Origin of the sequence: Georgenia sp. M64 (genome assembly GCF_038049925.1) — a bacterium.
Lineage (GTDB): Bacteria > Actinomycetota > Actinomycetes > Actinomycetales > Actinomycetaceae > Georgenia.
In genome coordinates this window covers 3,348,000-3,361,664 of record NZ_CP145809.1, presented here as the reverse complement: position 1 = coordinate 3,361,664, position 13,665 = coordinate 3,348,000, and the positions used below count along the sequence as shown (strand labels likewise).

General features: G+C 77.2%; 7 protein-coding genes. 4 read left to right on the top strand and 3 right to left on the bottom strand.

What is annotated here, in order from left to right; genetic code table 11:
- Positions 1 to 112: 112 nt before the first annotated feature.
- The gene (locus AAEM63_RS14930) at positions 113 to 2,848 is read left to right on the top strand and encodes an HAD-IC family P-type ATPase (protein ID WP_341359032.1); all 2,736 of its coding nucleotides are present in this window, start codon (positions 113 to 115) and stop codon (positions 2,846 to 2,848) included.
- On the opposite strand, the gene AAEM63_RS14925 is transcribed toward AAEM63_RS14930, so the two are convergent.
- From AAEM63_RS14925 to AAEM63_RS14915, 3 genes are all read right to left on the bottom strand, one after another.
- A complete protein-coding gene (locus AAEM63_RS14925) occupies positions 2,776 to 3,765 on the bottom strand; it encodes a hypothetical protein (RefSeq protein ID WP_341359031.1) in 990 nt (329 codons plus the stop codon). The genes AAEM63_RS14930 and AAEM63_RS14925 overlap by 73 nt on opposite strands.
- Entirely contained in the window at positions 3,762 to 4,706 is a 945-nt protein-coding gene (locus AAEM63_RS14920; RefSeq protein ID WP_341359030.1) for an ATP-binding cassette domain-containing protein, read from the bottom strand. Before AAEM63_RS14920 ends, AAEM63_RS14925 begins: the two co-directional genes overlap by 4 nt.
- A 132-nt stretch (positions 4,707 to 4,838) precedes the next feature.
- The gene (locus AAEM63_RS14915) at positions 4,839 to 5,750 is read right to left on the bottom strand and encodes a GNAT family N-acetyltransferase (RefSeq protein WP_341359029.1); all 912 of its coding nucleotides are present in this window, start codon (positions 5,748 to 5,750) and stop codon (positions 4,839 to 4,841) included.
- 217 nt (positions 5,751 to 5,967) lie between these two features.
- On the opposite strand from AAEM63_RS14915, the gene AAEM63_RS14910 reads away from it, so the two are divergent.
- The 3 genes from AAEM63_RS14910 to AAEM63_RS14900 all read left to right on the top strand — a co-directional run bounded on the left by AAEM63_RS14910 (position 5,968) and on the right by AAEM63_RS14900 (position 13,235).
- Positions 5,968 to 7,164, top strand: a complete 1,197-nt coding sequence (locus AAEM63_RS14910) for a dipeptidase (RefSeq protein WP_341359028.1) — start codon at positions 5,968 to 5,970, stop codon at positions 7,162 to 7,164.
- 51 nt (positions 7,165 to 7,215) lie between these two features.
- The gene (locus tag AAEM63_RS14905; protein ID WP_341359027.1) at positions 7,216 to 8,043 is read left to right on the top strand and encodes a CHAD domain-containing protein; all 828 of its coding nucleotides are present in this window, start codon (positions 7,216 to 7,218) and stop codon (positions 8,041 to 8,043) included.
- Between the two features lie 296 nt (positions 8,044 to 8,339).
- Positions 8,340 to 13,235 carry a hypothetical protein gene (locus AAEM63_RS14900; protein ID WP_341359026.1) on the top strand — a complete coding sequence of 1,632 codons (4,896 nt, stop codon included), beginning with the start codon at positions 8,340 to 8,342 and terminating at the stop codon, positions 13,233 to 13,235.
- The last annotated feature ends 430 nt before the right edge of the window (positions 13,236 to 13,665 follow it).

Genomic DNA, 13,665 nt, shown 5'->3' with positions numbered 1-13,665 from the left:
CTGGCGGGCCGACGACGGCGCATGCTGGTCGGGACGGCGGCGCACGCCGGCCTCCGCGGACGTCGGCGGCCCCATCGGACCTGCGGTGCACCGTCCGTGAGGCGGAGGGGCCATGGCCGGTCTGACCCAGGCGGAGGCGGCGGTCCGGCTCGCCCGGGACGGTCCGAACCTCCTACCCGCAGCGCGTCGTCCCTCGGCGGCGCGCCGGCTCGCCGGCGAGCTCACCCACTTCTTCGCCCTCATGCTCTGGGCGGCCGCGGGGCTGGCGCTGCTCGGCCGGCTGCCCGAGCTCGCTGCCGCCATCGCCGCCGTCGTCGTCCTCAACGCGGTGTTCGCCCTCGCCCAGCAGGCGAGGGCCGACCGCGCAGCCGACCGCCTGAGCGCCATGCTCCCCACCCAGGTCACCGTCCGGCGGGACGGGCGGCGCCGCATCGTCGAGGCCGCGGAGGTCGTCGTCGGCGACCTCCTGCTCCTCGAGAGCGGGGACCGGGTGCCCGCCGACGCCGTCGTCGAGCGCGGGAACCGACTCCTCGTCGAGACCGCCATGCTCACCGGCGAGAGCGGTGCCGCGGCCGTGGCGGACGGGGAGGCGGTCTTCGCCGGGACGTTCCTCGTCGAGGGGGAGGCGCAGGCGCGAGTGCGGGCCACCGGCGCGGGCACCCGCCTCGCCGGCATCGCCCGGCTGACGACGTCCGCCTCGCCCGACACCCCGCTCACCCGCGAGCTGCGGGCCCTCGTGCGGGTGGTCGCCGGGATCGCGGTGGGCGTCGGCGCGGCGTTCCTGGGGATCTCCCTGCTCGTGGGCAACCCGGTGCAGGACGGGTTCGTCTTCGCCGTCGGCGTCACCGTCGCCCTCGTCCCCGAGGCGCTGCTACCGACCGTGACGCTCTCGCTGGCGTGGGGCGCCGAGCAGATGGCGAAGCGGCAGATCCTCGTGCGCAACCTCGAGGCCGTCGAGACGCTCGGCTCGACCACCTTCGTGTGCACCGACAAGACCGGCACGCTCACCCGCAACGAGATGACGGTGGTCGAGGCGTGGACGCCGGCGGGCGGGGTGGTCGTCGACGGCACCGGCTACGGGCCGACCGCCCGGCTGACCCGGGTCCCGGGCCGCCGGCCGGGCGGGCACGCCGGCGGCGCCGTTGACACCTGGGACGACGGCGCCCGTACGTCGGGGCACGACGCCGCCGGTACTCCGGGGGATGACGCCGAGCGGGCCTGCGTGGCCCTCGCCCTCGCGGCGGTGCGCTGCTCCACCGGCTACGCGCTTGAGGTGCGCGGCGTCTGGGAGGCGCACGGTGACCCGATGGAGGCGGCACTCGACGCGTTCGCCCGCCGCCTCGGCGTCGACACGGAGGCGGACCGGCGCGGCCACCCCGTCGACCGGCGCTTCCCCTTCGACCCGCGGGTCCGCCGGATGTCGGTGGTCGTGGCCGGTGGCGTCGTCGTCAAGGGCGCTCCGGACGGCGTGCTGCCGCTGTGCGGACCCGCCGGCCCGACGACGGCGGAGGGCACGGTGCTCGACGCCGCCCACGCCCAGGTCGAGACGCTCACGGCGCGGGGGCTGCGGGTGATCGCCGTCGCCGGCGCCCCGCTGGCCGGCGACCTCCCGACCACGCCCGAGGAGGCGGGGGCTGGGCTGCGCCTGCTCGGTCTGCTGGCGCTGGAGGACCCGCCGCGCGACGACGTCGCCGCCTCCCTCGCCGCGTGCCGGCGCGCCGGGGTCGCCGTCGCGATGGTCACCGGGGACCACCCGGCGACCGCGGCGGCGATCGCCGCCGAGGTCGGGCTGAGCCGCCCCGGGGCGCCGCTGCTCACCGGCGCGGACCTGCCGGCGGAGGAGCGGGTCCTGGCGGCGCTGCTCGACCACGACGGCGTCGTCGTCGCCCGCGTCTCGCCGGAGGACAAGCTCCGCATCGCCCGGGCGCTGCGCTCGCGCGGCCACGTCGTGGCGATGACCGGCGACGGCGTCAACGACGCCCCGGCCCTGCACGAGGCGGACATCGGGGTGGCGATGGGCCGCTCCGGCACCGACGTCGCCCGTGAGGCCGCCGACCTCGTCCTCCTCGACGACGCGTTCGCCTCGATCGTCGCGGGCATCGAGCAGGGGCGGGCGACCTTCGTCAACGTCCGGCGCTTCCTCACCTACCACCTCACCGACAACGTCGCCGAGCTCACCCCGTTCCTCGTCTGGGCGCTCTCGGGCGGCCGGTTCCCCCTGGCGCTGGGCGTCCTGCAGATCATCGCCCTCGACCTGGGCACCGACACGCTCTCGGCGACGGCGCTGGGTGCCGAGCCGCCGGCCCGGCACCTGCTCGACGGCCCGCCGGTGCGCGGACGTCTGCTGAGCCGGACCGTCCTGCGGCGGTCGTTCGGGCTGCTCGGGCCGCTCGTGGCGGCGATGACGATGCTCGCTTTCGTCGTCTCCCTCGCCGCCGCCAGGTGGCGGCCCGGCGGGTCCTTCCCGACCGGCCGGGACCTCGCGGCCGCCTCCGGAGCGGCGTTCATGACGGTGGTGCTCGCCCAGACCGCCAACGCCTTCGCCTGCCGCAGCTCCACCCGGTGGCCCGGCGACCTCGGCTGGACGACCAACCGGCTCCTCCTTCCCGCTGCGACGGTCGAGCTCGCCTTCTCCGTCGTCGTCCTCCTCGTCGCGCCGGTCGCCCTCCTGCTCGGGCACGCGGCCCCGCCGGCGGCCGGCTGGGCCGTCGCGGCTGCCGCCGGGCCGGTGCTGCTCGCCGTCGACGCGGTCGACAAGCACCTGCGCGCGGGGTCTCAGACGGCGTCGCGGCGCCGGATGGCCAGCGCCCCGGCGCCGACGGCGAGGGCGGTCAGGACGAGGAGGTAGACGACGCTGTGCGTCAGCGGCAGCGCGCGCTCGGTGACGTCGCAGATGGTGCCGGTGGCGTCGGTGGTGCAGGTCTGGAGGAAGTAGACGGTGCCGCCGGCGACCCAGCCCTCGACGTTCTTCAGCATCAGCCAGGGCTGAAGGCGGGGGAGCAGGTTGGCGAGGACGAGCTCGACGACGACCACGTAGCCCACGACCGCGCCGAGGACCCCGGCGGTGTGGCGCAGGAGGATGCCGAGGGCGGCGCCGGCCAGGGTGACGAGCGCCGTCAGGGCGAGGACCCGCAGCGCCGTCGCGCCCGCGTCGCCCCAGTCCCGCGACGTCATGGTCCCCGCGAGGCCGAACCCCTGGGCGACGAGCCACGCGCCCCCGACCAGCAGCCCGACCAGGACCACGGTCGCGGGCAGCACCCCGAGGGTCCCCGCGAGGAGCTTGCTGGCGTAGACCCGCAGCCGCCGGGGCTCGAACGTCAGCCACGTGCTCAGCGAGCCGGTGCTCACCTCGGCCGCCGTGAAGGTCGCGCCGACGAGCAGGGCGAGAAGGACGAGCAGGTACGCGTGCCCGGCGAGCACCCCGGGCAGGGAGTCCTCGAGCGGCGGCGCCGTGACGAGGAACCACTCCTCCTGCGGCTCCATCTGGTCGCACCCGAAATCGACGTCCCCGCCGGAGAGCTCGCGCTCGCGCTCCTCAGCGGCCACGCACTGCGCGACGTTCTCGTCACCGTTCTCCGCCCAGTCCGCCTGCGCCCTCTCGAGCTCGGCCACGGCCCGGGCCCGCGCGTCGCCGGACATCGGGCGGGAGGACTGCCACACCCCCGCCAGGACGAGCGCCGTCGCCACCAGGGCGCCGGCCATGGCCAGGACCACCAGGCGCCGGGAGAACAGCCGGCGGAGCTCGACGACGAGCAGGCGCGTCACCGCTGCTCACCGCCGCCGGGCTGCGCGCCCCAGCCGGGCGCGGTGAGGTCGAGGAAGACCGACTCCAGATCGGCCCGCAGCGGGGTGAGCTCGTGGACGAAGATGGCCGCCCGGGCGAGGACCTCGGTGATGCGGGCGGGGTCGTCGACGCCGGTGACGTGCAGGGCCGGACCCTCGGGCCGCACCTGCAGGCCGGCCGCCGTCAGGACCTGCGCGGCGGCGGCCGGGTCGGGCACCCCCACGCGCACCGCCCGGACCCCACGGTCGCCGATGACGTCGGCCACGCGCCCCTCGGCGAGCAGACGCCCCCGTCCGATGATCGAGACCGTGTCCGCGACCTGCTCGACCTCGGCGAGGATGTGGCTCGAGACCAGCACGGTGCGTCCCTCGTCCCCGAGCCGGCGCATCGTGCGGCGGATGTCCCGGATGCCGGCGGGGTCGAGCCCGTTGGTCGGCTCGTCGAAGATGAGCAGGTCCGGTGACTTCAGGAGGGTCGCGGCGATCGCGAGCCGCTGCTTCATGCCGAGGGAGTAGCCCTTGTACCGGTCGCGGTCGCGCCCGGCGAGGCCGGTGGCCTCGAGGACCTCACCGACCCGGGCGCGCGGGGCGCCGACCGCGCCGGCGAGCAGCTCGAGGTTCCGCCGGCCGGTGAAGGTGGGGAAGAACCGTGGGGACTCCACGATCGCCCCGACCCGGCCCACGACGTCGGGCAGGTGCTCGGGCACCTCCTGCCCGAACAGGCGCATCGTGCCGGACTCGGCCCGGACGAGGCCGAGGAGCATGCGGATCGTGGTGGTCTTCCCCGAGCCGTTCGGCCCGAGGAACCCGTGGACGCCGCCGACCGGGACGCGCAGGTCCAGGCCCTCGACCCCCACCCGGGTCCCGCCCCGGCCGCGGTACGTCCGGCGCAGGGCGGTGGTCTCGATGGCGAGCTGGCTCATCGGGCTCCTGGGGTTCGTCGGTGGCCGCGACGTCCCGACCTGGCCGGATGCTAGCGAAGGGCGGGCGTGTCGCGGGCGCGGACGCGCGCGACGGCGGCGGATGCGCGCGAGCGTGGAGCCGAGCGCGGCGGCTCAGACCTCCGTGGCGCGGTTGACCCAGGTCTGGGTGGCCTCCATGCCGACCCGCTCGTAGAGCCCCAGGGCGCCCGTACGCGAGTCGGTGCTCAGGCCCGACCGGGTGGCCCCGTGCTCCCGGGCGCGGGCGAAGGAGTCGGCGAGCAACGCCGTCGCCAGGCCCCGGCCGCGCTGGTCGCGGCGCACCGCCAACCGGTCCACGTAGCCCTCGCCGTGCGCGACGACGACGAAGGACGCCCCGACGACGTCGCCCGCCGGGTCGGTGACGACCCGCAGGTTCCACGGCTCGAACCCGGGCCGGAGCATGACCTGCGCGGCGAAGTCCTCGAAGGTCTGCCGCTCCCGCACCGACCACTCGAGGAAGGCGTCCTCGACGACCGTCCACACCGCCCGGTGGTCGGCGGCGGCCGCCTCCCGCAGCGCGTAGCCGGCGGGGAGCGGCTGGGGCCGGACCTCGCGGCCCTCCGGCAGGCTGAGCACCCAGCTGGTCCAGCGCACGCGCCAGCCGAGCGCGTCGAGGAGACGGTCGCCGGGGGAGCCGACCGGCACGGGCATCCCCACGACCGAGGCGCCGCGGGCCCGGGCGGTCCGGCGCACCCAGTCCGCCAGCGCGGTGCCGATGCCCCGGCCGTGGTGGCTCGGGTGGACCGAGGCGTCGGCGCGGTCGGCGCCGGAGTGCTCGGCGTAGGCGACGAGGCGCCCGCCGTCGAGGACGCCGACGGCGGACGTGGCGAGGTCGAAACCGGGCCGCTGCCAGTCCGCGACGATGTCGGCCTCCTCGATGGAGACCTCGCCGGTGTCGGCGAGCTCCTCGGTGGCGATGATCGCCGTGAGGGCGGCGGCGTCGCCGGGGACGAGCGGGCGGTGGGTGAGGCCGGTGGGCAGGCCCTCGAGGGTGGCGACGTCCATGACGTCAGTGAACCGGTGACCGGCGGCGTGGCGCCATCGATTTCCGCGACCGGACCGCATGGGCTCGGTTCGTGCCCGTCGTCGCCCGGCGACGGTTCCCGAGCGGCGTCGTCGCTCGGCCTCGGTTCCCGCGCGCCGTCGTCGCCCGGCGACGATGATGGGCACCACCGCGCCCCGGCGGACCCGCGGGGCCCCGGCCGCCGTCAGGAGGACCGCCGTGCACGAGCTCGTCGAGCAGGTCCTGGCCGAGATTCCGCTCGTCGACGGCCACAACGACTGGCCCTACGCCCTGCGCGGCCGGGCCGGGTCCTCCGTCGAGGACCTCGACCGGCCCAGGACGGGCTTCCACACCGACATCCCACGCCTGCGGGCCGGGCGGGTCGGCGCCCAGTTCTGGTCGGTGTTCGTCCCGTCCACCCTGCCCGAGCCGGAGGCGGTGGTGGGCACGCTGGAGCAGATCGACCTCGTGCACCGGCTCGTCGCCCGCTACCCGGGCACGTTCGCCCTGGCCTGCACCGAGCCGGACGTGCTCGCGGCCTTCAGCTCCGGCCGGATCGCCGCTCTCCTCGGTGCCGAGGGCGGCCACGCCATCGCCGGCTCCGCGGGCGTGCTGCGGGCGCTGGCCCGGCTGGGGGTGCGCTACCTCACCCTCACGCACAACGACTCCACGTCCTGGGCGGACTCGGCCACCGGCACCGAGGTCGCCGGCGGGCTGGACGCCACCGGCCGGGCGGTGGTCGCGGAGATGAACCGCATCGGGGTGCTCGTGGACCTCTCGCACACCGCGGAGACCACCCAGCACGCCGCGCTCGACGTCGCGGCCGCGCCGGTGATGTTCTCCCACTCCTCCGCCCGGGCCGAGGGCGACCACCCGCGCAACGTCTCCGACGCCGTCCTGGCCCGGCTGGCCGGCAACGGCGGCGTCGTCCAGCTGACCTTCGTGCCGTCCTTCCTCTCCGTGGCGGCGGCCCGGTGGTGGCGCGAGGCCCAGGAGGCCCTCGGTGAGCACGCCTTCCCGTGGCCCCGGGCACCCCGGCCGGGGGAGGACCCCGCCGTGGCCGTCGTCGAGAACGACACGGCCCTGCACACGGCGGTGCCCGAGGAGGAGCTCGCCCGGTGGGAGGCCGACCACCCCCGGCCCACGGTCGGCATCGCGGACGTCGTGCGGCACGTCGAGCACGCCCGCGAGGTCGCCGGGGTCGACCACATCGGTCTCGGCGGCGACTACGACGGCGTCGACCGGCTCCCCGACGGGCTCGAGGACGTCTCGGGCTACCCCCGGCTCCTGGACGCCCTGGCCGAGCGCGGCTGGTCCCGGGCGGAGCTCGCCGCGCTCGTCGGCGGCAACGTCCTGCGGGTGCTGCGCGACGCCGACGACGCCGCGGTGGAGACCCTCTGGCCGCGGGTGCGCTGAGGGGGCGTCTTGGGCGGCGGGAAGGTGGGAGGGCGGCGCGGCCGGAGGGCCGTGGCGCGGTACCTGCGCGCGCAGGTCGACACCCTCACCGAGCTCGTCGACGCCGTCCGGGCCGACGAGCCCGACGCGGTGCACCGCATGCGGGTGGCGACGCGGCGGCTGCGCAGCGCGCTGGCGACCTTCGGGCCGCTCCTCGAGCCGGCGGACCGGCTCCGAGACGACGCCAGGTGGCTGGGCCGGCGGCTCGGGGCGGTCCGTGACGCCGAGGTGATGGCCGCCCGCCTGACCGAGCACGCATCCGGTCTCGGCGACGACGACGCCGTCGCCGCCCTCGCGCGCGTTCTCGAGGAGCGGCACCGCGCCGCCCACGCCGAGCTCGTCGAGGCGCTGGACTCCCCGCGCGCCGGCGACCTGACCCGTGCGCTGGACCGGTTCCGTGCGGGGCCGTTGGTCCCCGGCACGTCCGGCAAGGACCTGAGGCGCCGGGTCCGCAAGGACCACCGCCGGGTGGTGCGCCGGCTCGAGGCGGCGCTCGCGGAGGACGACCCCGCCGTCCGCGACCCGCTGCTGCACGAGGCCCGCAAGGCAGCCAAGCGGCTGAGGTACGCCGCGGAGGCGGTCGCGCCCGCCGTCGGCAAGCCGGCGGTCCGCCTCGCCGCGGCCGCGGAGGAGCTGCAGGAGGTGCTGGGTGAGCACCAGGACGCCGTCACCGCGCGGGCGCTGCTCGAGGGGCTGCGGCCCGCGGCGACCGAGCCCGAGACGTGGCTGCACGCCCGGGTCGCGCTGGTCGAGCGCGACCTCGCCGACCGGGCGGAGGCCCGGGTGCCGCGCGCACGGCGGCGGCTCGGACGCACGAAGGTGCGGGGCTGGCTGGGCTGAGTCCGTTGACCGGGTCCGCCGGGTGAGCGAGGATGGCGGTGGACGGGGCGCGATGCCGAACCCCCCCTGCGCGTCGCGCTCCGTTCAGGGCGCGCCGGCCCGGGACCCCGGACCTGGAACACCGACAAGAGCACCGACACGGCGGTCCCGCCACCCTCGTCGATGGTGCTGGCGCAGCCCGGCCTCGGTGCCGGTGGAGAGCCCCGCGCGTGCGCCGGGTGCCGCCGGCGGGCGCCGGGTCCCGCTCCTCGGCGCGGCACCACGCGCCCCGCCCCGGCCCTGCCTACGGTGGTGGGATGACCCCTCCTGCGCTCTTCTCCCGAGGCGGGCAGGCCCGGCGCCACGCCGCTCGGGCCGCCCAGGACCGCAACGACGGACGCCGCGGTGGTGCGGTCGCGACCGCATCGCCCGACGAGCCCGCCGTCGTCCCGGACGGGCCGGCACCGGGCTCGGCGTTCAGCCGCGAGGGCCGGACTCCCCGGCGCTCGGTCGCCCGCCCGTTCCGCCCCGTGCGGCCACGGGACGTCGACCCCGAGCGCGCCGCGCTGGTCGCGAGGGCCGCCGCGACCTGGCGGGAGAGCCTCGTCCGTCTCGGTGGGGCGTCGACCCTGGCCGACATCACCCTCCTCGGCGACGCCGTCATCGACCTCACGGCCGCCCACCCGTCCGGCATCGCCCAGCTGTACGCCGGACGCACCACGCGGCTCAACAACCTCGTGCGCGAGGGCGGGGCGCAGCTCGCCGCTCGCCGCGCCGCCCGGACCGTGCGTGCCCGGGCCGACGAGCTCGCCCAGCGGTACGGCGTCGCCCCCACCTACCTCGCGATCGGCGTGGCCACCTGGACGGTCCTGCCCGACCCGGTGGCGCCGGACCTCACCGACACGGGCTCGCTGGTCCTGGAGGTCTCCGCGGACCCCGGCACGGCCCACGCCGACCACGCGGCCACCGCCCGCTCCTCGGCCGGCACCCCGGACCAGGCAGGGCTCGGCGACGGCACGGTGACCACGGACGGTGCCGTGGTCGCGGACGACGAGACGCCGACGGACGCTGCGGCTCCCACGGAGGGTGCGACCACCCCGAACGGTGCGACCACCCCGGACGGTGCGACCACCCCGGACGGTGCGACCACCCCGGACGGAGCGACCACCCCGGACGGTGCGATGACCCCGGACGCGGCCCCAGCGGACGCCGTCGCCACGCCGAACGACGAGGCCGCCACGACTGCCGGGGCGGACCAGCCGCACCGCGGCGCCTCGGCGGACGCACCGGTGGCCCCGCCGACGCGCACCCCCGAAACGGCCGAGGACGCGGCCCGGACCCGGGTCCGCACCGTCCACGCGCCGGTGCTCCTGCGGGCCGTGCGGCTCGAGGCCCACCCCGGGGAGTCGGACTTCGACATCGACCTCGAGTCCGCCATCGAGGTCAACCCCGTGCTCGTGCGGGCCCTGCGGGCGGCGGGCGTCGACGACGACGTCACCGCCGTCGGCAGGTCCGCCTACACCGACCAGGGCTTCATGCCCCGCCTGGCGCTGGCCCGCCTCGGTGAGCTCGGCCGGGAGAACCTGCCCGGCTTCGAGCTCTCCGAGCGGATCGTCGTCGGCCCCTTCGTCCATCCCGGCCAGGCCCTCGTCGACGACCTCGACGCCATGGCACCGCACCTGCCCGCCGCCACGGTGGTCGCCGCCCTCGCCGGGGACGCCGACGCCCGCGCCGAGCTCACGGTCGACCTGCCCCGCCGGGTCCCCGTGGACCGCGACCCCGCCACCGAGCGCGGGGCGGGCGACCTCGACGTCGACCAGGCCCACGCCGTCGACGCCGTCGCCTCCGGTGCGCACGTGTTCCTCGACGCCCCGCCCGGCGCCGACGTCCCCGGCACCGTCGCCGCGATCCTGGCCGACGCCGCCGCGTCGGGCCGGACCGCCATGTACGTACCCGGCTCGCGGCGCACCGGCCGCGCCCTGCTCCAGCGGATCTCCGAGCTCGGCCTCGGCGAGCTGGTGCTCGACCTGTCCACCGACAGCCGTTGGCGGACCTCGGCGGCCGCCTCGCTCCGCGCCGGTCTCGACGCCCACGAGGTCGAGGTCGACGACGACGCCAACGCCGCCCTGCGCGCCGAGCTGGTGGATGTGCGGAACCGGCTGGGCAGCTACGTGGCGGGGCTGCACGCCCGCCACGAGGACTGGGACGCCTCGGGCTACGACGCCCTCCAGGCCCTCGCCGAGCTCACCGCCGCCCGGCCGGGCCCGCGCACCCGCGTGCGCCTGGACGCCCGCACGCTGCGATCCCTCGTCGACGGCGGCCTGGCCGCCGCGCACGAGGAGCTCGCCCGCGCGTCGGTGCTGGGCGCGTTCACGCTGCGCCCCTCGGACACCCCCTGGTACGGCGCGCGCCTGTCCGACGCGCCCGCCGCCTCCACCGCGCTCGAGCGCACCCAGCGGCTCGGCGAGCTCACCCTCCCGGCGGTGACCGCCCAGGTCGACCGGGTCGTGCGCGAGACCGGCATCGAGCGCGCCACCACGCTCACCCAGTGGGAGGAGCAGCTGGGGATGCTCGACGGGGTCGCCGAGGCCCTGGACGTCTTCCTCCCGCAGATCTTCGAGCGCTCCGCGGCGGACATGGTCGTCGCGACGGCGACCCGCCGCTGGCGCAAGGACCGCGGGCTGTCGATGAAATGGTCGGTGCGCCGGCGCCTGCGCAAGCAGGCCAAGGACCTCCTGCGTCCGGGCCGTCCGGTCGCCGACCTCAACGCCGAGCTGGTGCGCGTGCAGGAGCAGCGCGAGATCTGGCGGCGCTACGACCCGGCCGGCGGCTGGCCCCGCCTTCCCGACGGCCTGGCCGAGATCAAGACGACTGCCGCCCAGGCCCACGCCGACCTCGCCGCCCTGCAGGACGTCGTCGGCGCCGGCGCGGGCCGGGAGGACCTGTTCACGCTCGAGCTCCCGGCGCTGACCACCCGGATGCGCGAGCTCGGGCTCGACGCCCCCGCCCTGCGCCTGCTGCCCGAGCGCACCGCCCTGCTCGGGTCGCTGCGCTCGCGCGGGCTGGGCGCGCTCGTCGACGACCTCACCGAGCGGCGCGTGCCGACCTCCCTCGTGGGGCCCGAGCTGGACCTGGCCTGGTGGAGCTCGGTCCTCGAGCAGATCCTGCGCACGGACCCCGCGCTCGCCGGGCACGACGGACCCGCGCTCACGGCCCTCGCGGAGCGGTTCCGGGAGCTGGACGAGGCCCAGGTCGCCTCCCTCGCCGGCCCGGTGCGCCGCGCCGTCGCCGCCAACGTGCGCGCCACCGTCCGTGAGCACCGCGACGAGGCCGCCCGGCTCTACCACGCGCTCGGCGCCGACCGCGGCGCCAACCTGCGGGAGACCCTCGCCGCCCACCCGCGCCTGACCGGCGTCGTGCGGCCCGTGTGGCTCGTCGCCCCCATGCTCGTCGCCCAGCTCGCGCCCGAGGAGCCGAGCGTGGACCTCCTCGTCCTCGACGGCGTGCAGAACCTGCCGGTCGAGCAGGCCGTGGCCCTGCTGGCCCGGGCCCGCCAGGTCGTCCTCGTGGGCGACTCGCGGCGCGGCGGCGACGGTCTCGTCGGTGCGCTCGCCCCGCTCCTGCCTGCCGTGACCCTGCCGACCGGCCGGGCCGAGCGGGACGAGGGGATCGCCGCGTTCCTCTCCGCCCACGGCTACGGCGACGTCATCCGCTCCGTGCCCGCGCCGCCGTCGGCGTCGCGGATGCGCCTGGACCTCGTCGAGGGCTTCGGCATGCCGGCGCCCGGCTCCGACGCGGTGGAGTCGGTGCAGAGCGAGGTCGACCGGGTCGTGGACCTCGTCGTCGAGCACGCCCTCACCACCCCCGAGCAGTCCCTCGCCGTCGTGGCCCTCAACGCCCGCCACGCCGACCGGGTGCGCGAGGCCGTGCGCGCCGCCGTCGCCGACAGCCACGCCGTCGCCGGCTTCTTCGCCCCCGACCGGCCCGAGCCGTTCACGGTCCTCGAGGTCGATGGCGCCGCCGGGCTGCGCCGCGACGTCGTCGTGCTCTCGGTCGGGTTCGGCAAGACCCCGCACGGGCGGGTGCTGCACCGCTTCGGCCCGGTCTCCGGCCCGGACGGCCTCGCGTGCCTCGTCGACGCCCTCGACGCCGTGCGCCACCAGCTCGTCATCGTCAGCTGCATCGGCCCGGGTGAGATCGACCGCAGCAGGGTCAGCCAGGCCGGGCCGAAGCTGCTCGCCGACCTCCTCGACCAGGCCGCCACCGGGGCGCTGCCGGGCGAGACGCCCACCGCCGCACCGGGGGAGAAGCCCGACCAGCTCCTCGTCGACCTCGCCGAGCGGCTGTGGCGCCTCGGACTGACCGTCGTGCCGCGCTACGGGCTGCCGGGCGGGGTGCGCATCCCGCTCGCGATCGGTCACCCCGAGCTCCCCGGGGAGCTCGTCGTCGCCGTCCTCACCGACGATGCCGAGTACGTGGCCGAGGAGAGCCTGCGCCGGCGCGACCGGCACTGGGTCCAGCGGCTCACGGCCCGGGGCTGGCGGGTCCGGACCGCGTTCTCGACGGCGGTGTTCATGGACCCGCAGGCGGAGGCCGAGGCGATCCTCGCCGAGGTGCTCGCCGTCGTCGAGGAGCGCCGCGCGGCGGCGGAGGCCGCCCTGGCCGCCGCCACCCCCGCCCGCTCCGCGCTGCCTCACACGTACGCGGCGGGGGATGCGCACCGGAGCGGCGCGGGCACCGACGACGGTGCGCACTCGAACGGTGCCTCGGCGCACGGTGACGGCGCCGAGCCGCATGACGGTGGCCGGCGTGGGGGTGGGCCCCGTCCTGACGGTGCCCCGGTCGACGACGCGGCTGCCGGTGACCCGGCAGCGGCACCGGGAGCCGGTGCCACAGGCCGGGTGGCCGGCGCCGACGTTCCGCCGACGGAGGGCGCGGTGCCCGGCCCTCTCTCCGGCACCGACGACCCGGGCGCCGTGGCCCGACGCGGGCCCGTACGTGAGCGCGGGCCCCGGCCGCCGGTCGTGGCCGGACTGCCGCTCGCCGCGTACAGCGACGACCAGCTCGACGACCTCCTGGCCTGGGTCGTCTCCGACGGCGCCGAGCGCGACGACGCCGAGCTCGTCGAGGAGCTGCGCGGCGCGCTGGCCCTCACGCTGCGCGGCGCCCAGGTCGACGCCGTGCTCGGGCACGTGGTGCGGCGGCGGCCGTGAGCGAGGCTCCTCGGCGCCGCCGTCACCGGCGGGTCATCGCGCTCTCGGAGGCCGATCGACGGCGCCTCGCATCGGGTGAGGTATCCGGGGAGGCCGAGGCCCTGCACACCGGGGACCCGGGCGCCGTCGCGCGCCCGGCTCCGTCCGGTGCCGCGGGCGCGAACGACGCCAGGCTCATCGAGGACGTGCCGCCGCACTGGGGGCGGCAGTAGCCACGCCGGGTGCAGGGGTGGGCTGGTGGCGCGGTCGCCCGGTGAGACGGGGATGGAACGCGCCGGCCGGTCCGGTCGGTGCCTCGGCCGGAGCTGCTCGGCGTCACACTCGAGGGCCGCTGCCGCTGCCGCTGCCGCTGCCGCTGCCGCTGCCGCTGCCGATGCCGCTGCCGCTGCCGCTGCCGATGAGCCGCTGGCCCTGAGCCCTGAGCCCTGAG

What these genes read in the sequence shown, in the direction of transcription:
- AAEM63_RS14930 (WP_341359032.1), top strand. Translation starts at nt 113, where the DNA reads ATGGCCGGTCTGACCCAGGCGGAGGCGGCGGTCCGGCTCGCCCGGGAC.
- AAEM63_RS14920 (WP_341359030.1), bottom strand. Translation starts at nt 4,706, where the DNA reads ATGAGCCAGCTCGCCATCGAGACCACCGCCCTGCGCCGGACGTACCGC.
- AAEM63_RS14915 (WP_341359029.1), bottom strand. Translation starts at nt 5,750, where the DNA reads ATGGACGTCGCCACCCTCGAGGGCCTGCCCACCGGCCTCACCCACCGC.
- AAEM63_RS14900 (WP_341359026.1), top strand. Translation starts at nt 8,340, where the DNA reads ATGACCCCTCCTGCGCTCTTCTCCCGAGGCGGGCAGGCCCGGCGCCAC.